At 44.7% G+C, this 22,408-nt stretch carries 22 protein-coding genes and 5 pseudogenes; 1 reads left to right on the top strand and 26 read right to left on the bottom strand.

What is annotated here, in order from left to right:
- Window positions 1-11 precede the first annotated feature (11 nt).
- A complete protein-coding gene (gene clpP / locus BV455_RS11015) occupies window positions 12-602 on the top strand; it encodes an ATP-dependent Clp endopeptidase proteolytic subunit ClpP (protein WP_017435708.1) in 591 nt (196 codons plus the stop codon).
- Between the two features lie 42 nt (window positions 603-644).
- On the opposite strand, the gene BV455_RS11010 is transcribed toward clpP, so the two are convergent.
- The 26 genes and pseudogenes from BV455_RS11010 to BV455_RS10885 all read right to left on the bottom strand — a co-directional run bounded on the left by BV455_RS11010 (window position 645) and on the right by BV455_RS10885 (window position 22,403).
- Entirely contained in the window at window positions 645-902 is a 258-nt protein-coding gene (locus BV455_RS11010) for an HPr family phosphocarrier protein (RefSeq protein ID WP_017435707.1), read from the bottom strand.
- 19 nt (window positions 903-921) lie between these two features.
- Window positions 922-1,884, bottom strand: a complete 963-nt coding sequence (gene whiA / locus BV455_RS11005) for a DNA-binding protein WhiA (RefSeq protein WP_218687200.1) — start codon at window positions 1,882-1,884, stop codon at window positions 922-924.
- A 33-nt stretch (window positions 1,885-1,917) separates the two neighbouring features.
- Window positions 1,918-2,889 carry a gluconeogenesis factor YvcK family protein gene (locus BV455_RS11000; RefSeq protein WP_061580141.1) on the bottom strand — a complete coding sequence of 324 codons (972 nt, stop codon included), beginning with the start codon at window positions 2,887-2,889 and terminating at the stop codon, window positions 1,918-1,920.
- Window positions 2,886-3,782 (bottom strand): RNase adapter RapZ, encoded by an 897-nt coding sequence (gene rapZ, locus BV455_RS10995; protein WP_017435704.1) that lies wholly within the window; start codon window positions 3,780-3,782, stop codon window positions 2,886-2,888. Before rapZ ends, BV455_RS11000 begins: the two co-directional genes overlap by 4 nt.
- 20 nt (window positions 3,783-3,802) lie before the next feature.
- The gene (locus BV455_RS10990) at window positions 3,803-4,261 is read right to left on the bottom strand and encodes an NUDIX hydrolase (protein WP_017435703.1); all 459 of its coding nucleotides are present in this window, start codon (window positions 4,259-4,261) and stop codon (window positions 3,803-3,805) included.
- Window positions 4,262-4,627: 366 nt separating this feature from the next.
- Window positions 4,628-5,575 carry a thioredoxin-disulfide reductase gene (gene trxB / locus BV455_RS10985; protein WP_061580142.1) on the bottom strand — a complete coding sequence of 316 codons (948 nt, stop codon included), beginning with the start codon at window positions 5,573-5,575 and terminating at the stop codon, window positions 4,628-4,630.
- 77 nt (window positions 5,576-5,652) lie between these two features.
- Window positions 5,653-7,131, bottom strand: coding sequence for a tetratricopeptide repeat protein (locus BV455_RS10980; RefSeq protein WP_218687199.1), 1,479 nt, complete (start codon window positions 7,129-7,131; stop codon window positions 5,653-5,655).
- A 149-nt stretch (window positions 7,132-7,280) separates the two neighbouring features.
- Window positions 7,281-7,913 carry a bifunctional phosphoribosyl-AMP cyclohydrolase/phosphoribosyl-ATP diphosphatase HisIE gene (gene hisIE / locus BV455_RS10975; protein WP_061580144.1) on the bottom strand — a complete coding sequence of 211 codons (633 nt, stop codon included), beginning with the start codon at window positions 7,911-7,913 and terminating at the stop codon, window positions 7,281-7,283.
- Window positions 7,910-8,668: an imidazole glycerol phosphate synthase subunit HisF gene (gene hisF, locus BV455_RS10970; protein WP_017435698.1), complete on the bottom strand. Its 759-nt coding sequence runs from the start codon at window positions 8,666-8,668 to the stop codon at window positions 7,910-7,912. The genes hisIE and hisF overlap by 4 nt, the downstream gene beginning before the upstream one ends.
- A complete protein-coding gene (hisA, locus tag BV455_RS10965; RefSeq protein WP_017435697.1) occupies window positions 8,665-9,402 on the bottom strand; it encodes a 1-(5-phosphoribosyl)-5-[(5-phosphoribosylamino)methylideneamino]imidazole-4-carboxamide isomerase in 738 nt (245 codons plus the stop codon). Before hisA ends, hisF begins: the two co-directional genes overlap by 4 nt.
- The gene (gene hisH / locus BV455_RS10960) at window positions 9,402-10,043 is read right to left on the bottom strand and encodes an imidazole glycerol phosphate synthase subunit HisH (RefSeq protein WP_218687198.1); all 642 of its coding nucleotides are present in this window, start codon (window positions 10,041-10,043) and stop codon (window positions 9,402-9,404) included. The genes hisA and hisH overlap by 1 nt, the downstream gene beginning before the upstream one ends.
- On the bottom strand, window positions 10,040-10,627 hold the full coding sequence (hisB, locus tag BV455_RS10955) for an imidazoleglycerol-phosphate dehydratase HisB (protein WP_061580148.1): 588 nt from the start codon (window positions 10,625-10,627) through the stop codon (window positions 10,040-10,042). Before hisB ends, hisH begins: the two co-directional genes overlap by 4 nt.
- A 13-nt stretch (window positions 10,628-10,640) precedes the next feature.
- Window positions 10,641-11,909 (bottom strand): histidinol dehydrogenase, encoded by a 1,269-nt coding sequence (gene hisD / locus BV455_RS10950; RefSeq protein ID WP_042410578.1) that lies wholly within the window; start codon window positions 11,907-11,909, stop codon window positions 10,641-10,643.
- Between the two features lie 14 nt (window positions 11,910-11,923).
- On the bottom strand, window positions 11,924-12,544 hold the full coding sequence (gene hisG / locus BV455_RS10945) for an ATP phosphoribosyltransferase (protein ID WP_061580150.1): 621 nt from the start codon (window positions 12,542-12,544) through the stop codon (window positions 11,924-11,926).
- Window positions 12,545-12,810: 266 nt separating this feature from the next.
- Entirely contained in the window at window positions 12,811-13,989 is a 1,179-nt protein-coding gene (locus tag BV455_RS10940; protein WP_218687197.1) for an ATP phosphoribosyltransferase regulatory subunit, read from the bottom strand.
- A 167-nt stretch (window positions 13,990-14,156) separates the two neighbouring features.
- Window positions 14,157-14,318, bottom strand: a complete 162-nt coding sequence (locus BV455_RS10935) for a hypothetical protein (RefSeq protein ID WP_155835576.1) — start codon at window positions 14,316-14,318, stop codon at window positions 14,157-14,159.
- 148 nt (window positions 14,319-14,466) lie between these two features.
- Window positions 14,467-14,802: pseudogene (locus BV455_RS10930) on the bottom strand (RHS repeat-associated core domain-containing protein); the annotation flags it as partial.
- Window positions 14,803-15,053: 251 nt separating this feature from the next.
- Window positions 15,054-15,950 (bottom strand): annotated as a pseudogene (locus tag BV455_RS10925) (IS3 family transposase); the annotation flags it as partial.
- Window positions 15,917-16,246 (bottom strand): helix-turn-helix domain-containing protein, encoded by a 330-nt coding sequence (locus BV455_RS10920; RefSeq protein WP_061579764.1) that lies wholly within the window; start codon window positions 16,244-16,246, stop codon window positions 15,917-15,919. The pseudogene BV455_RS10925 and the gene BV455_RS10920, both read right to left, overlap by 34 nt.
- A gap of 161 nt (window positions 16,247-16,407) precedes the next feature.
- Window positions 16,408-17,977, bottom strand: a pseudogene (locus BV455_RS10915) (IS1182 family transposase).
- A 241-nt stretch (window positions 17,978-18,218) separates the two neighbouring features.
- Complete coding sequence (locus BV455_RS10910; protein ID WP_033843279.1) at window positions 18,219-18,452, bottom strand: hypothetical protein; 234 nt, start codon at window positions 18,450-18,452, stop codon at window positions 18,219-18,221.
- 11 nt (window positions 18,453-18,463) lie between these two features.
- Window positions 18,464-19,120 (bottom strand): annotated as a pseudogene (locus BV455_RS20370) (RHS repeat-associated core domain-containing protein); the annotation flags it as partial.
- Window positions 19,121-19,132: 12 nt separating this feature from the next.
- Window positions 19,133-20,047 (bottom strand): hypothetical protein, encoded by a 915-nt coding sequence (locus BV455_RS10900; RefSeq protein WP_042412360.1) that lies wholly within the window; start codon window positions 20,045-20,047, stop codon window positions 19,133-19,135.
- A 277-nt stretch (window positions 20,048-20,324) separates the two neighbouring features.
- On the bottom strand, window positions 20,325-20,663 hold the full coding sequence (locus tag BV455_RS10895; protein ID WP_042412356.1) for an Imm8 family immunity protein: 339 nt from the start codon (window positions 20,661-20,663) through the stop codon (window positions 20,325-20,327).
- 19 nt (window positions 20,664-20,682) lie between these two features.
- Window positions 20,683-21,285, bottom strand: a pseudogene (locus BV455_RS10890) (RHS repeat domain-containing protein); the annotation flags it as partial.
- Window positions 21,286-21,605: 320 nt separating this feature from the next.
- On the bottom strand, window positions 21,606-22,403 hold the full coding sequence (locus BV455_RS10885; RefSeq protein ID WP_052510074.1) for a hypothetical protein: 798 nt from the start codon (window positions 22,401-22,403) through the stop codon (window positions 21,606-21,608).
- Between the last annotated feature and the right edge of the window lie 5 nt (window positions 22,404-22,408).

Here is a 22,408-nt window from a genome sequence, read left to right as displayed (position 1 = left end):
GAGGAAACTTCATGTATTTAATCCCTACCGTTATCGAACAAACCAACCGCGGAGAACGTGCGTATGACATTTATTCCCGCTTATTAAAGGACCGCATCATTTTTCTCGGCACTCCGATTGATGATCAAGTAGCGAACTCGATCGTCTCTCAGCTGTTATTTTTAGCCGCGGAAGATCCGGAAAAAGACATTTCGCTTTATATTAACAGCCCAGGCGGTTCGATTACGGCCGGCTTAGCGATTTACGATACGATGCAATTTATTAAGCCGGACGTTTCGACGATCTGCATCGGCATGGCTGCATCTATGGGAGCATTTTTGCTCGCTGGCGGCGCCAAAGGAAAACGATTCGCTTTGCCAAACAGCGAAATCATGATCCATCAACCGCTTGGCGGCGCTCAAGGTCAAGCAACGGAAATCGAAATTGCCGCTAAACGCATCCTTTTCTTGCGTGATAAGTTAAATCGCATTCTCTCTGAAAATACGGGTCAGCCGATTGAAGTGATTGAACGCGATACCGATCGTGACAACTTTATGACGGCGCAAAAAGCGCAAGAATACGGAATCATTGACCGCGTATTAACGCGCTCGGATGAAAAGTAAAATAAAAAGGCTGCTTCGCTATCGTGTGAAGCAGCCGCTTTTTTATTTCTCTTTTTGCACATAGCTGGCCAGCTTTTCAATCGCTGCCTTTTCGTCGGGTCCGTCCGCGATCAACGTAATGACAGAACCGCTGCTAATCGCTAGACTCATTAGTCCCATAATGCTTTTGGCGTTTACTCGCTTTCCGTCCTTTTCCACAAAAATATCAGAAGAAAAGCGATTCGCTTCTTGCACAAACAACGCAGCAGGGCGCGCCTGCAACCCCGTTTTTAATTTGACTTCTACTTGTTTCTCGATCATTCTCCATCTCCCCTTTTATTTATAATGATTTATGAAAATCAACAGGCTTTCCAGCCCGCAGCCGTTCGGCAATTTCATCGATTTTGCGCAAGCGGTGGTTAATCCCCGATTTGCTGATCTTGCCCCCGGATACTAATTCGCCTAATTCTTTTAGCGTCACATCTTGATGCTTCATCCGCAATTCGGCAATTTCCCTCAGCTTATCCGGGAGGGAGCTTAATCCGATCGTTTCGTCAATGTAGCGAATGTTTTCGACTTGACGGAGCGCAGCGCCAATCGTTTTATTGAGATTGGCCGTTTCGCAGTTGACAAGCCGGTTGACCGAATTTCTCATATCGCGCACAATGCGAATATCTTCAAAGCGCAGCAGCGCTTGATGGGCGCCGATAATATTTAAAAACTCGGCAATTTTTTCTGCCTCTTTTAAATAAGTAATAAACCCTTTTTTTCGTTCCAACGTTTTCGCATTCAGAAAAAAATGACTGTTCATTAATTCACATAATGAATTGTTATGTTCTTCATAAAGGGAAAAAATCTCTAAATGGTACGAGGACGTTTCTGGATTGTTGACCGATCCGCCGGCAAGAAACGCGCCTCGCAAATAAGAACGCTTACAGCACTTTTTTTTCACTAATTCCGGCGAAATCGCGTGAATTAGTGAAAAATCCTCCTTCAATATTTTCAAATCTTTTAAAAGCTCATGCGCGCCATCAATAACGCGGACAATGTACACATTATTTTTTTTCAAGCGCATTTTTTTGCGGACGAATAGTTCTACCGTGACGTTATACCCTTTCTTTAGCAAAGTGTAAATTCTCCGCGCAATGGCAGCGTTTTCCGTTTGTACATCGACAATCATTTTCCGGTTGGAAAACGACAAGGAGCCGTTCATGCGGAGAAGGGCGGACAATTCTGCCTTTAAGCAGCACGGCTTGACTTCTAAATTGGTCAGCTCTTTTTTTGTCTCTGACGCAAACGACATGTATCGTCACCTCCATTAGTTCAACGCGCGCCATTAGGAAGAAGGAGGTGCTGTAATCAGCGAAAGAAGCAATGACGCCACTTTTTTCGTATCATGACGGATGACTTGATCCTCATAGCTGACGATATGATCGCGGATCACGCGAATCCCTAATTCCGCAAGCCGGTCGCTGTCATCTTGCACCGGTTCCGCCAGCTCTTGTGCATAGCGTTGTTGAATGTCTTCCGGAATTTGGCCGTTATTGACAACGACCACATCAAGAAAGAAACATCCCATATGGTCATGCAGGGCTTTGACATGATCGCTGACCGTATAATGCAGCGTTTCTCCCGCCTGGGTCATAATGTTGCATATATACACTTTTTTTGCCTTCGCCTGGCAAACTTCCTGGCCAATTTTCGGCACGAGCAAGTTCGGCAAAATGCTCGTATATAAACTCCCCGGGCCAACAACGATTAAATCGGCCTGACGAATCGCTTCAATCGTTTCCGGAAGCGGTTCAATATCTTCCGGGGTCAAAAACACTCTTTTAATTTTTTTTCCGGAATAAGGGATTTTTGACTCCCCAGAAACAATGGCGCCGTCTTCCATTTCCGCATGAAGGACAACGCTTTTATTCGCTGCCGGCAACACTTGCCCGTGTACGTTCAACACCTTGCTCATCTCACGGATCGCCTTGACAAAATCTCCCGTAATCGACGTCAGCGCTGCCAAGATTAAATTTCCCAATGAATGACCTGACAATCCATTGCCGTTTTGAAAACGATGCTGGAACAATTCAACGATAAGCGGTTCGACATCTGACAGCGCCGCCAACACGTTGCGCACATCCCCCGGCGGCGGAATTCGCAATTCATCGCGCAATCTCCCTGAACTGCCCCCATCATCGGCGACAGTGACAATCGCCGTAATATCAATATCATGATGCTTCAACCCGCGCAATAATACAGGGAGCCCTGTGCCGCCGCCAATGATGACCATTTTTGGTTGCATTTTCTCTTTCATTTATGCTTTTCCTTTCTCCTCTCCATGTCACGGTGGGACACAATCGTTTTATAATCAGCGGAAAAATGACGAGCGATATATTCAGCGATCGCCACCGAACGGTGCTGTCCTCCCGTGCAGCCGATGGCGATGACAAGCTGGCTTTTACCCTCCCGTTTGTAATGCGGAAGCATAAAGGTCAATAAATCGATCAATTTTTCAAGAAATTTTTGCGTTTCTCCCCACTTTAGCACATACGAAGCCACTTCTTCATCCAATCCCGTTTTCGGCCGCATATGATCAATATAGTGCGGATTCGGCAAAAAGCGCACGTCAAACACTAGATCGGCGTCAATCGGAATGCCGTATTTAAAACCAAACGACATGACATTGACCGTAAATGTTTGTTGCGCGTGGGAAGAAAATTGCTGTAAAATTTTTTCGCGCAGCTCCCGCGGCTTTAAATCAGATGTATCATAAATAATTTGCGCGCGCCCCTTCAGTTCCTCGAGCAATTCCCGCTCCAAGCGAATCCCTTCCAGCGGCAGGCCGTTTGGCGCGAGCGGATGCGTCCGTCTCGTTTCTTTATAGCGCGCCACCAGCGTCGAGTCTTTGGCGTCTAAAAATAAAATTTGCGGCGTCACCCATGATTGCTCGGCCAGCTCGTCTAGCGCCGTAAACAGGCTGTCGAAAAAGTCGCGGCTCCGCAAATCCATCACTAATGCTACTTTATTCATTTTATTCCCTGACTCTTTCATTAGCTCCAAAAATTTTGGAAGCAGCGTCGGCGGCAAATTATCGACACAAAAAAAACCTAAATCTTCAAAGCTTTGAATCGCAACCGTTTTCCCCGCTCCGGACATTCCGGTAATAATCACCATTTGAATTTGGTTATTTGCCGAACCTTGTTCCATCCTTTCCCCCCTCCTTTCTGTCAACTGGGATCTAACCGGTAGGAAAGCAGCTCGAAGTCTTCCGTATATATAAACGTCCCGTACATCACGCCCGATCCCTTTAAAGCATATTCTAAAATATGATAATCCCCCGGTGCCATCGGCAGTTCATGGATGGCTTCCACCGGGTGCCACTCTAACTTGCCTTCTTCGCAATACGGAACGTTTTCCCCATCGAATTGTTCAGCAAAAAACGTAAACATCATCCATTCGGAGACGATTTGTTCCCCGGCTTTCATCACAATCGTAAAAACCCCTTTAAGCTTTGGGTTTTTTAAGTAAATCCCCGTTTCTTCACGATATTCGCGAATACACGCTTCACGGACTGATTCTCCTTGTTCCATCTTTCCGCCCGGGGCTACCCACCATCCCCGCTTTGGCTTTTGCAATAACAGTACTTTTCCGTCTTTTAGCAAAACGCAGTTCGTTACGCGCTGCAACACGCTCACCTCAACATTGCTTCATGCAAAAGTTGTTGCAATTCCATCTATATTTATTATACTATTTCTCCCAATTCGCTACAATGAAGAAAAGCAGCGGGAGGGCACGCAGCCGAACGGTCCTTTTTGGGCTGCAGAAACTGCCCCTTTCCCATCCAAAGTTCTTTTGCCCCAAAAATTCATATATTTCCCAAACAAAGAGACGATCGTCCCATCTTCACGTATTTACAAAAAAAGAGCACGGGAAAGGGTGCCCGTGCTAATGAAAAAAGATCTATATAAAAGGGGGTCAATTACTTACCTTTAGCATACAAAAAAAATGTTTCATATGTGTTACAGGCGGATTAAACATCCGTTACGATTTGATTACTTTATGTTTAATCTTTCTTTTAGCTCTTCCACATAATGTTGTGCGCTTTGTGCGGCAATGCTTCCGTCGCCGGTTGCCGTTACGATTTGCCGCAGCGATTTTTCACGGACATCGCCGGCGGCAAAAATGCCTGGTACTTTTGTTTCCATCCGTTCGTTGGTCTCAATATACCCGTTTTCGTTCGTAATACCAAGGTTTGCAAACGGCTTCGATAACGGAAGCATGCCGATGTAAATAAATACGCCGTCGCACGGAAACTCGCGCTCTTCTCCCGTCTGCGTATGAACGAGCGTCACACTGCCGACTTTCCCGTCTTTCTCATTAATACGCTTCACCGTATGATTCCAGATAAAGTCGATTTTTTCGTTCGCAAACGCGCGGTCTTGCAATATTTTTTGCGCACGCAGCTGATCGCGGCGGTGAACGATCGTCACTTTATTGGCAAAGCGGGTTAAATATACTCCTTCTTCAACCGCAGAATCGCCGCCGCCGACGACAACAAGGTCTTTTCCTTTAAAGAACGCCCCATCACAGACAGCACAATAAGAAACACCGCGGCCGCCAAGTTCCGCTTCACCAGGTACGCCAAGCTTCTTATATTCCGCTCCGGTCGCAATGATGACCGCACGCGCTTTATATTGCTTATCGCCAACGACGACCGTTTTATATTCTTCGCCATCGATAATTTCTTTCACATCGCCATACGCATATTCGGCGCCAAATTTTTTGGCGTGTTCAAACATTTTTGTCGCCAGTTCCGGACCTAAAATATTTTCAAAGCCTGGATAGTTCTCGACATCTTCTGTGTTGACCATTTGCCCGCCCGGAACACCACGTTCAATCATCAGCGTTGACAAATTAGCGCGAGATGTATAGACAGCAGCAGTCATTCCTGCTGGTCCGGCCCCCGCGATAATGACGTCATAAATTTTTTCTTCTGACACGTTGTTTCCACTCCTTCATCGATTAATCTTTCCACCATTATCGTATAGAAGTTCTAAATTAGCGTCTATTGATTTGCTCAAGACAATAAGCTTCTCACTCTTTTTACATATTTTTGCACAGTTGACAGCGAAACATGATATTTTGCAGCTACCGATTTTTGCGTGACGCTCATTCCTTGCTGCTTGCGCCATACATATTCCATGGCTGCCGCCCAAGCCGGATGGTTCGTAAACGGCTCATTGTCTCTAATGGCGTTAATGGCTACAGAAAACCATGAAATATATAATGTTTCCTCCATTTCCTCATTGTTCGCCATGAGCGTCTTTGCAATCCGGTCGATATTGGCGACATAAGGAGGCAACATTTCTTCCATACGAAATAGAAAATAATCAATAAATGGGCGAAGGAGCGGATGGGCAGGCAAATAGCGGCGAAGCACTAACGAAACCGCAATATCGCTTTTATACGGCGATTGACTAAACAAATACAGCCCATATAATATTTCAGCCGTGTTTTTGCGATAAAACCAGCGGATAATGCGTTGAAGTTCTTCATCAAGCGGCGGAGCGGAGAAAACCCACGGTTCCTCCCCTTGTTTATCCGGATTTAAAGTGACGACTTTTTCCCAAATGTGTTTTGCGAACGGCTCATGCCCAGTATAATAAGCGGCATGCGCAAGCCAATAATAAAAAGCTTCATCGCCGTCGTAACCGATTTTATATAAATGGTATAGCCAGCGAAACGCAAGATCAAAACGACCGACAAGGGCAAATGTCGCCCCAAGCTTATAGCGGTGTTCGATAAAAAATGGATATACGCGCGACAACGTTTCACAAAGCTCATTGACCTGGCGTCCATCACGCAAATAATAGTGGAAAGCCAGCTGATTGCAAAGTGCATGCAGATTGCCTGGATTGCGCTCCAGTACTTGTGTGACGATCTCCTGGGCTTTTTGTACATTTCCATTGTAAAAATAGGCGAGCGCTAAGTTGTTATAAGCGGACCAAAATTCAGGGTAGCTGTCGACCATCGTTTCTAATAAAACGATCGCTTCGTCAAATTTTTCTTTTTCCAATAAATAGCGAGCCCGTTCCTGCATGGCAATTAAATTTTCGTGTTCATCCGCCTCTTCTTCGTGGTCCATTTTTAACAATTCCAATAAATCGGCTAGATCTTCAGCAAAATCGCCGTTTGGTTCATGCTTTAAATATAGCTCTGCATATTTTATGGCTTCGCGGAATAAACCGAGATAGGCAAAGTTATTCGCTAAAAAATAAAAACATTCATACATCGTTTCGTCCAATTCATGGATAATTTTAAACAGCCATTGATTGGAGAACTGATACTCCCCAAGCTCCGCCAGCACCAAGGCAAGCTGCAGGGCAAAGGAAGCATCTTTTTCATCGTATTGGACGGCGCGTTCGAAATATTTTTTCGCTTTATATAAATCGCCGAGCTGATACGCCTTCATTCCTTTTTTAAAAAAGTATTCTCCGCTTTGGATAAATGGCACAATCGTTGCTTTTTGCCGCGTTGGCTTTAGTTGTTTTTTCATTGAACCCTCCATCTTTTGTTGAATTCACGAAAACATCTGCCGGAAGCCCACGGCTTTAGCCGTTAGGTAGTTGACCGAAAAAAGTATACCATATTCTTCGGGAAAACGGACAAAAAATAAGCGGGCGGCGCAAAAAAGCCAGCCCGTAATCATGATTTCGCGTCATGCCGCTCCGTCAGCACTTCCAGCACCGCATCAAGCGGCAGCTTTTGCTCGCGAAGCAGCACCAGCAAATGATACAATAAATCGGCCACTTCCCATTTCAACTCATCATGGCTGCGGTTTTTTGCGGCGATAATAACCTCCGCCGCTTCTTCTCCGACTTTCTTTAAAATTTTATCGATGCCTTTTTCGAACAAATACGTCGTATATGCGCCCTCCGGACGTTCCGCATCCCTCTTGGCGATGATTTCCTCTAACTTATTAATAATCGCAAACCGATTTGGCGAAGCTTCATGTTTTTCTCCGTTCATACGGTTTGAAAAACACGAATAGCTTCCTGTATGGCAAGCGGGCCCGGCGGGCTCGACAAGCACCAAAAGCGCATCGCTGTCACAGTCATAGCGCATATCGACGATGCGCTGCGTATGGCCAGAAGTAGCGCCTTTATGCCAAAGCTCCTGGCGCGAGCGGCTGTAAAACCAGGTTTCCCCCGTTTCTAGCGATTTTTGTAGCGACTCTCTATTCATATAGGCCAGCATCAATACTTCTTTGCTTTGCGCATCTTGGACAATCGCGGGAACGAGCCCTTTTTCATCAAAGCGGATATTTGCGAGGTTCATCGTACATTTACCCCTCTTTCTTTTAAATACGCTTTTACTTCTTTCACCGATGTTTCTTTATAGTGGAAAATCGAAGCGGCAAGTGCGGCGTCTGCTTTCCCTTTTTCAAACACTTCAAGGAAATGCTCCGCCTTCCCGGCTCCACCGGAAGCAATGACCGGAACCGACACCGCTTCGCTTACTTTCCTCGTCAATTCGATATCAAATCCATTTTTTTCGCCATCGCAATCCATGCTGGTCAATAAAATTTCTCCCGCGCCGCGGCGGACCGCTTCTTTTGCCCATTCGACAACTTCAAAATCGGTTGCGTTGCGCCCGCCATGCGTATAAACGCGCCACGAACCGATCGCTTCGTCGTATTTCGCATCAATCGCCACGACGATGCATTGCGAACCAAAAAAGTCCGCGCCTTCCGTAATCAGCTGCGGATTGCGGACGGCGGCCGTATTCAGCGACACTTTATCGGCACCAGCGCGCAAGATCGTTTTCATATCCTCCAACGAATGAATGCCGCCGCCGACCGTAAACGGAATCGCTAATTGTGCAGCAACTTTCTCGACAACTTCGACCATCGTTTTCCGTCCCTCGTGCGAAGCGGAAATATCTAAAAAGACAAGCTCATCCGCTCCTTGTTCATCATAAAACTTCGCCAGCTCGACCGGATCGCCGGCGTCGCGAAGCTGAACGAACTGCACGCCTTTCACAACGCGCCCGTCTTTGACATCCAAGCAGGGAATAATCCGTTTCGTAATCATTCGTCTTTCACCGCCTCAAGCGCCTCAGCGACGGTAAATTGCTTCGTATAGAGCGCTTTGCCGACAATCGCACCGACCACGCCTTCCTTGGCGTATGTTCGCAGCGATAAAAGATCGGCGAGCGAGCTGACGCCACCGGAAGCAATGACCTGTTTTCCGGTTGCCCGCGCCATTTCAACGACTGCCGCGACATTTGGGCCTGACAGCGTTCCGTCGGTAGCGATATCGGTAAAAATAAACGTTTGCGCCCCGGCTGCAGCGAGCTCTTTTCCAAGGTCTGCCGCTTTGACATTGGAAGTGTGAAGCCATCCTTCCGTCGCGACAAACCCGTCTCTCGCATCAATGCCGATGGCAATGCGCTCGCCGTATTTTTTCAACATTTCTCTGACAAACGGCGGATCAGCAATGGCAGCGCTCCCTAAAATGACGCGCGCCACACCGTTTTCTAAATAATACACAATATCCTCTTCCGTCCGGATGCCGCCGCCAATTTGCACTTTCACCGGCAGCTGTTTTGCCACTTCGACGACGAAACGATCATTGACACGCTTCCCTTCTTTTGCGCCGTCAAGATCGACCATATGAATCCATTCGGCGCCTTGCGCGGCGAACAACGCCGCCATTTCAACCGGCGAATCACCGTATACCGTCTCTTTCCCATAATCGCCTTGCAAAAGGCGGACACATTTGCCGCCGCGCATATCAACCGCTGGATAAACCGTAAACCCCGCCATCATCCGTTCCCCTTTCCTTCTACGATCGCCAAATAGTTTTGCAATATTTTCATGCCTACCTCGCCGCTTTTTTCCGGATGAAACTGGGTGCCGAATACGTTTTCTTTGCCGACCACGGCCGGTACTTCGACATTATACGAACTGCTTGCCAGCACCGTCTTTGCATCGTCTGTCACGACATAGTAGGAATGAACAAAATAAACATGCCCTTCTTCTATATTGTCAAGCAGCGGCGAAGGATGATGAAACTTTAGCCGGTTCCAGCCCATATGCGGCACTTTATAGCGTTCGCTGCTTGCCGCCTCCCCAGGGATGCGGACGACGCGGCCAGACAACAGTCCCAATCCTTTTGTTAATCCGTTTTCTTCGCTCTCTTCAAACAGCAGCTGCATGCCAAGGCAAATGCCAAGCAGCGGGGTGCCGTTCTCCGCAGCAGTGCGGATGAAGCCGGCCAAACCGGTTTCCTGCAAAATATGCATCGCGTCTTTAAACGAACCGACACCTGGCAAAATGAGCCCCCGCGCCTGTTTTAATTCATTCGGATGACCAGAAATCATATACGGATAATCAAGACGCTCCAGCGCTTTGCTGACGCTGTATAAGTTTCCCATTCCATAGTCAATAATGCCAATCATCGTCACAACATCCCTTTCGTTGATGGAACGCCTTTGACGCGCGGGTCGATCATCGTTGCTTCATCGAGCGCGCGCCCTAACGCTTTAAATACCGCTTCAATCATATGATGCGTGTTGCGCCCGTAATGGACGATAACATGCAAATTCATGCGCGCTTCAAGCGCCAATTTCCATAAAAATTCATGCACGAGCTCGACATCAAACGTTCCGACTTTTTGGCTTGGAAACTGTCCGCGGAACTCAAAATGCGGACGGTTGCTTAAATCGACAACGACTTGGGCAAGCGCCTCGTCCATCGGGACAAACGCGTTTCCGTAACGTTTAATCCCTTTTTTATCGCCAAGGGCCTCGCGCAGCGCTTGCCCGAGGCAAATCCCAATATCTTCGGTCGTATGATGGTCATCCACTTCCGTGTCGCCTTTCGCCTTGACCGTTAAATTAAAATGTCCGTGCTTCGTAAATAAATCAAGCATATGGGTCAAAAACGGCACGCCCGTATCCAATTCCGCCTTTCCTTCCCCGTCAATGACAAACTCCAGCTGAATATCCGTCTCCTTTGTCGTTCGCGAAATCGATGCATGTCTTGCCATGACCAGATCCTCCTTATTTTTTGAAACGCGCCTCTACCGCGCGCGCATGCGCTTCGAGCCCTTCGAGGCGGGCAAACGCAGCAATTTTTTCAGCATTTTGTTTCAACGCCGTTTCGCTGTAAACAATGATGCTCGATTTTTTCACAAACTCGTCGACGCTTAGCCCGCTCGAAAACCGCGCCGTGCCATTGGTCGGCAGCACGTGGTTTGGGCCGGCGAAATAATCGCCGACCGGCTCCGAGCTAAATCGACCTAAAAAAATCGCTCCTGCATGACGGATTTGGCCAAGGAGTTGCAGCGGCTCAGCCGTCATCACTTCCAAATGTTCCGGCGCCAATTCATTGACGACTCTCACTGCTTCGTCCAGCGTTTCCGTCACGTAAATCGCTCCATAGTTTTCCAGTGACGAAGCGGCAATCGCTTTGCGCGGCAGCGTTTCAAGCTGTTTTTCGACTTCGCTGGCAACGGCAAGCGCCAATTTCATCGATGGCGTGACGAGAATCGCGGAAGCGCGCTCATCGTGCTCGGCTTGTGACAACAAATCAGCGGCAATTTCATCCGCATTGGCTGTTTCATCGGCCAGCACAACGATTTCGCTCGGCCCGGCAATCATGTCAATCGCCACTTGTCCAAACACCTCGCGTTTAGCAAGCGCTACATAAATATTGCCTGGCCCGAAAATTTTATCGACGGGCTGAATCGTCTCCGTTCCGTACGCCAGCGCGGCAATCGCCTGTGCGCCGCCGACTTTATAGATTTCGCTTACCCCTAATTCGTTCGCCGCCACTAACACGCCTGCCGGAAGCGTCCCGTCTTGATTTGGTGGAGATACGATCACAATTCGCTTCACCCCTGCGACTTGAGCAGGAATGACGTTCATCAATACAGAGGATGGGTAGGCGGCTGTCCCTCCAGGAACATAAAGCCCGACCGCATCGAGCGGCGTTATTTTTTGACCGAGGATCGTACCATCCTCTTTGGCGGTAATCCACGATTCCCGCTTTTGCCGCTCATGATAATCGCGAATGTTTGCCGCCGCTTCGCGGATAATCGCCAGCATCTCTGCGCTGACTTGTTGATACGCCTGTTCCATTTCCTTTTCTGTTATACGCAGCGACGCAAGGCGCACCTGATCAAATTTTTCCGTATACTCTTTCAGCGCTTCGTCACCGCGTGTGCGCACATCGGCGATGATTTCTAGCACCGCCCGGCGCTGCTCTTCCGTTCCCGATTCAATCGTGCGGCGCAGCGACAAGTGTTTTGTCACTCGTTCGATTTTCACATCGGCTCTCCCCTTTATTGTGGAATGACTGCGGATAATCGCTCGACAAGGCGATCAATCGCTTCATCTTTCATGCGGTAGCTGACCGGGTTGACGATTAAACGCGACGTTACATCCGCAATTTTCTCGAATTCCACCAATCCATTTTCTTTCAGCGTCCGTCCGGTCGAAACAATATCGACAATACGGTCCGCAAGCCCGATTAACGGCGCCAGCTCGATGGAGCCGTTAAGCCGGATGATCTCGACTTGCTCGCCTTGTTCGCGAAAATAGCTCGAGGCAATATTCGGGTATTTCGTCGCCACGCGCGGGGCGATTTGGTTCATGCGCACACCCGGCAGCCCTGCCACCGCTAAATGGCATTTGCTGATCTTTAAATCGAGCAGCTCATACACATCGCGCTCTTCTTCCATCATCACGTCTTTGCCCGCAATGCCTAAATCCGCCACCCCGTGCTCAACATAGGTGACGACATCCATCGGCTTGGCGAGAATAAAACGCATCTGTTCTTCCGGCACCTCAATCACGAGCTTTCTTGATTCGGCAAATTCCTGCGGAAGCGTGTAGTCCGCTTTACGCAGCAGCTCGACCGCTTCTTCAAAAATACGCCCTTTCGGCATCGCAACAGTGAGCATCGTTTGTCACTCCTCATGAGTGTTGATTATCCATTATGAAGGTATAATAGTGTAGCAATAAGCCTAACAAAGAATGAACTCAGCTTTTCTGCCGTAATTCCCCAACGGAAACGCTGGCGGACAAATCAAATTTGTCCGCAAGGCGTTCACCGTTGGGGATGGGCATGCTTCGCATGCCCAGTCGGCAAGCCAATGCTTGCCGACTCCGGCAGAAAAGCTAGTATCGACCAATGGCAACTGTTTTTGTTGGCAATCAGCGCGCCGGATTACTCTTTTTCTTTGCTGCCAAGCAAATACGTCATCGACGGATACCGTTTGCTGTAGGCATCAATATCCCGAATCCCGGAAATGTGCTGCAAAACGACGCGTTTTCCCTCACGGCGCTTGGCGTCAGCCAATTCAATCGCCTCAGCAAACCGCTCCTGGCTAAATACAATGCACTCGATGTTCGGCTCCGCTTCTGATTCCCCAAGTGCTTCGATTAGTCGATCGACGCGAATGCCGAATCCAGTCGCCGGAGCTTTGCGGGCAAACTTCTCCAACAGGTCGTCATAGCGGCCGCCATTTCCGATCGGAAAGCCGACCTGTTCGGCGTACACTTCAAATAAAATACCCGTGTAATAGCTCATATGGCTGACGAGCGTCAAATCGAATTTCACCACATCGGCGACTCTGTACATGTCCAGCGCGCGAAGCAGCGCAGCGAGCTCTTCGGCGGCGCGCTTCCCTTCTTCGCAATGGATCACTTCTTTCGCCTCTTCCAGCATCATGCCGCTGCCACGCAGCGAAAGAAGCTGAAGCAGGCGTTTTTGATCAATCGAGGAAAGCGGCAGTGATTGGACGTGTTCGCGATAGCCAACATAATTTTTTTCATATAAGAAGCGTCGCAACACGCTAGCCCGCTCTTCATTTCCTAAAATCTCTAAAAATAAAGCGTTGACATAGCCAATATGGCCGATCGTAACAGTAAAATGCTGCAGTCCGGCGCGTTTAAGCATGGCAATCATTAAGCTAATCACTTCCGCATCGGCCGCGATCGTCCCATCCCCGATGCATTCAACACCGATTTGTTCAAACTCCGCCGGACGCCCTCCCTCGTGCTGCTGGGCGCGGAACACGTTGGCGTTATACGCAAGGCGGAGCGGATTGCCATCTTTGTAAAGCCGGGAAGCGGCCAGCCTTGCGATCGGCGCCGTCATATCCGGGCGAAGCACCAGCGTATGCCCTTGCTGATCGAGCAGTTTAAACAGCCGATGGTCCGCGATCGCCGAAACCGAACCGACTGTTTCGTAATACTCCAGCGTCGGCGTTTCAATAAACTCATATCCCCACTTTTCGATTTCATCCGCCATCGCTTGGCGGACACGTTTTTTCATTTCATATAAGAACGGCAACGTATCGCGCATGCCTAACGGTTTTTCAAACATAAACAACTTTTTTGACATGTTCACACGTCCTTTATGATAAATGCTTTAGTTTGCTAATATGGTAGAGAAGTGAAGTTACTAGTAGTTTACTCCTCATTTGTCCGTGAGTCAACCATAAACTTTATGCCGACTGATTCAAAATGTTGGAGGAAAATTTTTGAAGGAAATGTTATTTACAGATTTAGTCAAGCGTTTTCCCTCACCAGTACCACGCTAAACCACGCCAAATGATCCCCATCTCCATTCATTTTGCGAAGCATTTCCGCAATAACCGGAACAATTCCCCTTCTTAATTCTTTTAGGCTTGGCGACAGGCGGAGAACGGTATTATCTTTTTGCATAGGCATCTGTTACCCCCTGTTTGTTTTTTGCCATCTTACAAGAAGGGAGTCCTTTTTATGTGATTCGCTTTTCCCCCATCTCCTCCGATGAAGAAGGGAACGGATTTTCCCTAACAAACCTTTTACTCATACGAACAAAATAAAGCCCTACAGTATACACGAATCCCCCATCCGGACTATCATCGGGCTGTTTGTTCACATACGCATAGCCATTCTGCGTAAGAATGTCATTCGCATCCCCCGGATCTGGATCCAAGGAAAGGAACACTCCATGCGTTGGATGGTAGTACTGGGTAATTAGGTAATAGAGACCCGTTTCTTGGTCATATTGGTATCCTGCGTATCGATATGAGTTTTCGTCAGCCAAGTCGCCAGATTAGGAAAGAATGTTCCCCCATGCATCATATTGATAACGGGCAACGATGTTTCCTTGTTCATCCGTCAGGGCGATGACATCGCCATGGGCGTTATAGTGATAAAAATACATGGAAGTACTTTTTTGTGATGAGAAACTATATAAGTTGCAATTTTGTTTTACATGGCACTGTTCGCTCTTCTTGTCACCGTGCCAGCTTGTCAGGTGATAAAGACGGGACATGGAGATCGGAAATTCTTTATTACAACCTATATACCTAATTTTTTCTTTGTTTTCTATTCATTTTTTCATATAAAAATAAAAAGAGGCTGACTCAAAATGGTCTTACCCCTGTCAAGTAGACAGTAATAAAAAAGAATGATTCACTAAGCAGCCTTACCCCTAAATTCGATCGGGGTAAGGTTGTTTAGTTTCTTTTGAAATCGTTTATGATTATAAAACGTGATATACCGTTCTACAGCTTTCCGTACCTCCATTGGGGTTTGAAAGCGATAGCGATAAAAACACTCGGTCTTAAAGTGGCTAAAAAAGCTTTCGATACAGGCATTATCGAAACAATTCCCTTTTCTAGACATGCTTGCTTTTATGTTGTATTCTTGTAATAATTGGTGATATTTTTGGGAGATGTATTGGTATCCTTGATCACTATGGAGGAGGAGACCATTTACATCTCGTTTTTTTATGGCTTTTTTTACCGTGTTTATTACAAGTGAAAGATCATTTCTTTCACTGATTTCATACCCTACGATCTCATTATTGTAGAGGTCTAAAATGGCAGATAAATATAAGCGTTGTCCATGGAAAATTAGATATGTAATATCAGTCACCCATTTTTGGTTCGGTCTTTCAGCTGTAAACTCTCGGTTTAAATGATTTTTTGAAACCACATACGCTTCTTTTCTGCCGAAATACTTCCACTTTTTCCTTCTGATTTTGGCTTGGATTCCCATCTTTTTCATTAATCGATAGATACGCTTATGATTGATGTTTATGTTGTACTCACGTTGGAACCACGTTTTCACCCTTAGATAGCCATAACTCCAATTGATTTCCTTGTCTGTTTCACACTCCATTATTTTATCCATAATCCATTGATCTTCTAATTGTTTTTTCGATGGTTCTGTCTGACGTTTCACCCATTTGTAATATCCAGCTGTAGAAACCCCTGCAATCTCACATAATAGGACAACCGGAAATTGAGTTCTTAATTCATGAATGATCGTAAACACTAAAGATTTTTCTTTTGTCGTATCAACTCCTTTCTCACTGCCAAGAGCTTTTTTAAGTAGGCATTTTCTGCTTCTAAGCGTTTCATTTTCTCCTCTGGACTTGACGGATTTTTACGCAGTCTTCCCTTATTCGTTCCTATCGTTTTTCCTCGTTTTTCTTTCAGGCCCTCTATTCCTTCTCTTTGGTACTGATTCACCCATCTCTGTAACATCGAGTTATGAATACGAAAGTGTTTTAAAAGTTCACTTTGACTCCAACCTTCATGAAGGTACTTATGAACAATGTCCATTTTAAATTCTGCAGAATACGTTTTTCTCTTTTTTTCCATAAAAAATCCCCTCCATAGTTAGACAGTATAGCCTTTTTTTGCACTGTCTACTATAAGGGGATAATACCAAAAGGTCGTTAAACCGACCTTTTGGGGACAGCCTCTGTTTCTTTTCTTTACTATTTGGTTATTTATTCCTTTTTTGAAACGAGAATTTCTCCTTATTTCTGAATTTTATCCTGTTTTTTCTTTGTTGGATCGGTTGTGGCCGCCCACTTTCTCAAATTGTGAGCAGCACAAATAAGCCCCCATTCCAAGGTAATTTTTGGGAGCCCCCTTAACAAAAAGCGCTGGAATTGCTGGTTATGCTTGATTTGCCCAAACACCGGCTCGTTTCCGATTTGTCGTTTTCGGTACGTCGCCGCCCCTTCTTCCGTGGACAGCCGTTTACGGATCTCTTGCCGTTGTTGTTGATTTCTCAAGGAAACGCGGATGGTTTTCGTGTCTTTGCCTTTGGCACATGCCGTTTGAAACGGGCATCCGGCACAAGCCGTACAACGATACGTCCGTTTGACGGTAACGTACCCGTTGTCGGTCGTTTCCTTCCGTTCATACACAAACACCAACCGTTCCCCTTTGGCGCAAATCCACTCATCCAGCTCCTCATCATACGTCATGTTCTCGATTCGGCCGATCTCCTTCGCCCACGCTTTCGTTTGTTCCCGATCCAACGTGTTGTACTTGATCAGGGCGACTATCTCCTTTTTCTCACAGTACGTGTAGTTCTCCTCACTCCCATAGGCGGAATCCGCAATGGCTTGTTTAGGCATGGGGCGTCCATAGGCGGCCAATTGCTCCAAATGCGGAATGAAACATCCGGCATCCCCTGCCCGTTGATGCACGCTAAATCCAGTGATGAATTGGTTCTCTGTCCCAATCTGCACATTGTACCCCGGTTTGAGCTGGCCGTTTTTCATATGGTCGTCCTTCATCCGCATAAACGTGGCATCCGGATCCATTTTCGAAAAACTGTTCCGTTCGCCTAATCTTTCTTTGTATTCTTCATATTTTTTCTTACGGGGGAGAAGATCTTGTCCCAATTGCCGTTTGGCTTTCTTTAACGTACGGTTCTTCGGATCTTTCTTGAGGCGCTCCTCCACTTGTTCGATGACGGCTTCGATCCTTTCGGACGTGATCGGTGAAGCTTCCAGCTTTTCTTGAAAATCCCCCTCTTGTTCCGCCTCTTCATCTTCTTTCGTCACCTTTTCGATCGAGGCAACGATTTTCCGGAATTTGTCCTCCAGTTTCTGATCGTACTTTTCCGCTGATTTGCGCCAAACGAATGTATATCGGTTGGCATTGGCTTCGATTTTCGTTCCATCCAGAAAATAATCCTCTAACTTGACCAGCCCTTCTTGACGCAGAAGATCGACAATAGAGAAAAACGTTTCGTAAATGACATCCTTCATCCGTTCCGACCCGAAATCGGTTGATCGTGCGAAAATCCGGTGTTTGATGGCCGGATAGCCACATAAAGTAAATGTTTTCTTTCAACTGCTTGGCGATTTGGCGAGAGGAGTAGATCCGATTGGCGTAGGCATACAGGATGACTTTCAACATCATTTTCGGATGATAGGCTGGGCGGCCTCCGCCAGGATAGAGGGAAACGAACAGAGCCGGATCCATTTTTTCCACTGCCAGATCCACAATCCGGCAAAGATGATGTTTGGGAATGAAAATTTCAAGATCCATTGGCAAAATGAGTTGATCTCGGTTATAATAAATGTACATAAGAAAACCGTCCTTTCTTTGGTAGGGTTGTGGTGACTCTATTATACCAAAAGAGGAACGGTTTTCTTCTTTTTTATCCAAAAAAGTGTCCCAAAAGCGAACGCTATGCGAACACTTTTGAGACATCCTCTTTTTGCGTATGCCTCTATTAAACATTTGTACTTCCAAAGTATGCAGAGCATCTTCAGAAACACTGTATACAGGCATTTTTATCATCATATGAGATATGAATGTTCGATATTTAAAAAATACCGGTAATTTGAATTTGAGATACAATGTCTTTTAATTTTTCTTCACCAATCAACGCATTATTTATAAAGTCACTTACATTTGTATATTCTTGATGATTTAAATTATAGTACTTTGTAAGGCAAATGCCTACTTGAGTATTAGTTATTGAATAACGTTCACCCTTATAGATAAATTCTATATCATGTCCAATCTCTATAAGCTCTATTAATTTTTCTAAACTCATATTTTATCTTCCTACTTTCTTCTACCTTTATTCATTGGTTCTGCTTTCCCTCTTTTAGGTTTTTTCCCATCCCATTTCCATTTATGTCGATGTGGTCCCCAAGGATGATGTTTCGGATTTCCGTGATCGCTATAGTCCATGTCTTTTTTCGCTCTTCCCGCACTATCATAATATCTTCGTTGTATTACTTTTCCTCTCTCATCCCTTAAAGTTAAGCTTCCTTTTCTAGGGCCTGTTAGAGGTAAAGAACCTTTACTAGTCAAACTTTTTACTTTCTTTCCTAAATACCACGCTCCATAGGCCCCGACAACAGCAGCAGTACCAATTAACATTACTTGTCCAACACCAGGAACAAAATAAAGCCCTACAGCATACGCAAACTTCCCATCCGGATCCACCAACATCACTGGGTTGTTGTTCGCATACGTATATCCGTTTTGTGTAAGGATATCATCCGCATCCCCTGGGTCTGGATCCAAGGAAAGGAACACTCCATGCTCTGGGTGGTAGTACCGGGCAATCAGGTAATAAAGACCCGTTTCTTGGTCATATTGGTACCCCGCATATCGGTATGGGTTTTCATCCGCCAAGGCGCCAAACTGGGAAAGAATGTTCCCCCACGCATCATATTGGTAACGGAACACAATGTTTCCTTGTTGCTCATTTAGAGTGTGAATCGTCTATTTCTTTCGTTTCAATTTCTTTATTGTGATTTTGATATCGTCTAATAGTGCGCTTTCACTTAGCCATTTCCAAAATTTCTTTTTTGTTAAATACTTTTTTTCCTCAACAATTCTTTCAAGCCTTGATGCATCATCAGTATTTCCATATCTACCTATTGCAAGTATGGCATGATTCTTTAGTGTTGTATTAAAATCACCCGTTAAAATTTCAAAGAACTTATTTACTACATCCCTGGTAACTTTGTCCTTAGGAAATTTTTCCGCGAAAGCAAGTAGAGTAACGGCACTAAAAATACGCTCAAATTCCTCACTAAAGAGATCTTCTATTATAACTTTTGATGCTTCTGGATAATCAAATGAATGATAAATAGCCTCTGCTAATGCTTTATGAGAATAACGGGAATCTGGTTTTCTGTACTCCTTGATTATTTCTTCTATTCCACACATTATTTGTAATTTTGCTACCTTGATTTGTTCCAGTACCTCTTTGTTATCCGTCTTGATTTTGTCTAATTCTCTTATAGCGTTATAATCGCCAATTACTCCTATCATAGCTATATCTGCGATTAAATCCGTGCCACTTTTTTTAGATAAATTGTGAATCTTTCTTTTTAATTGAGTTTCCTTACCCTCTAAAAAATCCAATACACTTTCTGCATAAGCTTTAACAAAAAATATCTCTGTCTCATCTTCAAGAATAGTTTTCAGAAAAGGGATTACACTACTGTCATTTAATAATTTCAATGTTTCTAATATACCAATCTTGCCAGTAGGATCTACTTTATAAAAGTATTTTTGTAGGATAGTAATTATGTCTCTTCCCATCTTAGCTAAATCTTGAGCAACTATATCTATATTATGCTCATTGAAATTATTAACTAAATTTCTAACCGTCCCCTCATATTGATTCATATTTTTCACCCCTAAAACTATCAAAGAGGGACACACTCTGAGTGTGTGGCCCAAAATATCTTTAATAACTTGCCCTAATTATAATCCATGCGCCGGCTTTCTTATAATTCTTGAGTTGCCTTTTTACATTGCTTCTTTTCCAAGAATCTTTTGGTTTTAATTCAACGTCTAAAATTTCTTTTCCGTCCGCCGTACCGACCGAAACGCTTTCCACTAAGCCGCGGTCATCATACGTAAAGGTCGAACCGGCTCCATTTCCTGTCGTGTATACTTTGATTTAGTTTTCATACTCCCAAATAGCGTACCGACTAATAGCTAAAGCTGTTTCGTTCCAGGTTTTTCTTGAACAATGGGCAAGTATTTTTTTGAGACGATCCTCTACACTTTTTATATTAAAGTCTTTCATTATAAACAATCCCCTAGCTATCTCCAATCCTGACTTTTCCACCATATTCCCTAACCTTTTTGGACTTGTAACATAAATAGTAAATACTTCAGCAGAATCTGAGTCCCCCTTGATACCAATATCCGCTTCAATTTCTATCCAAAAATCATCAGTCTCCTCTCCCCAGTCTTCATCCATTATCGTTAAACAAAATAATTCAGGAATTATCATTTATATGGCTCCCTCCATGCTAAAAATTCAGGTGTGCATTTCGTAACTTATATGTCTTTTTGTTGATAGGACTCTTATAAAATTCCTCAAAATTCACTTGATATACCCTTCTTGTTTTCTTATACTGCATTCTAAATACTTTAGATTTATCTTTACTTCTATATCCTATCCATTTACCATTTTTGTAGAGTGGCTTAGCCCCTGATCCAACCCATGCTTTCCCAGCCTTTTTTGCTAGTCTCTTACTTACTCTCCCTACTTCTATAGTAGTGTTACCTTTTCCATGCTTAGCCGCCAATAAAATCTTCATAATCTTGGCTGTTTCTCCCGCTTTATAAATTCTATACGCTTTAAAAGCCGCACCGCCAACAAGCCCTACACCTACAGCAATCACTGCGGCCTTCCAACCGCCTTTTTTAAAGGCTTTATACCCATCATACGCCGCAAACCCTGCATTAATTAACAACCAAGGAAGGTTCCCATCCGGATTCACCAACATCACTGGGTTGTTGTTCGCATACGCATACCCATTCTGCGTGGGAATATCATCCGCATCCCCTGAGTCTGGATCCAAGAAAAGGGACACGCCATGCTCCGGGTGATAGTACCGGGTAATGAGAAATATCCGCTTAATAGAAGTTCAAAAATATACATGCATGAGTTGCCTTACTTCCAACCGGAGCAGGGAAATACGCTGCCTCATCCCTTAACAGTCGAGCTTGTCTGATTTATTCTTACAGAAAGTAAGACAAAACCCTTAATATTAATAAGGGTTTTCAAAGTTTTAATTATAAAAAAATGCCTTAGGAGAGAGCGTTTCTCCTAAGGTTCTACAATTACAAAAATAATCCGACCTATCTAATCAATATTTTATTTAATATGTCTGATTTCCTTCACCTTAATCAATATTTTATCACAATGTTTTCCTGTTTTTCATTGAGTTTATGAAGAAAGATAAGACACTTTATTTACTTTCCATATAATCTGTGTTTCGTTTTCTTTTTCTAAAAAAGTTACAACCCACCCGAAATGATGTAAACGATCAGTAAATGTCACCTTATGATTTAGTGTCCATGTTAAATCACCTAAATATCTCCAATAAAAAGATTCGTGTGGTCTGTCTACTCTTACTAATCTTTCTTTCTTTAAAACCTTATTTCCTTTTTGACGTTTTATTTCTAAATATATATCTACATAAGAGACTTCGTGTTCACATATAATGCTACATATATATCTACGATTAGAACTGCTCTTTTTCTTATAGATAAATGTATTTTTGTAATTTAATTCTTTTATCTTGTTGTATATTTCACGAAAAATTTGCTTATCCCATCCTCGCTCATCAGCAAGTTTTTCCATACCCTTTTGTAACACTTCTAATGCCATTTTCTTTTTTTCCAAGTCATCCGTAAGAGAGAAGTATTGATTATAATCCATTTCAACATAAACAGTAATAAAATCGGGTACCATTTCCATTTCAATTTCTTTCTCGCTTAATTTAGATAGATCCGGTACGCATTGAATGATAACTCCCTTTTCCCCATCTGTATGAATTTCGGGCAAAAGACGAGTATAAAGTGATGTAATACATCTTGTTTCATAATGAAAGATGGCGGACTTGCTTTGCCTATAATCGGTAAAGGGGCTTGTCTCACCAGTATCATAGTCAACTATTACAGTATGATCAAAATAGTTTATATCACTTGGAATAGAAAGTTGAATATCCCTTATAACAGTCATTTTTT

It is taken from the genome of Parageobacillus caldoxylosilyticus (assembly GCF_019272935.1).
Classification (GTDB): Bacteria; Bacillota; Bacilli; order Bacillales; family Anoxybacillaceae; genus Saccharococcus; species Saccharococcus caldoxylosilyticus.
This window is presented reverse-complemented; position numbering and strand designations above follow the sequence as displayed.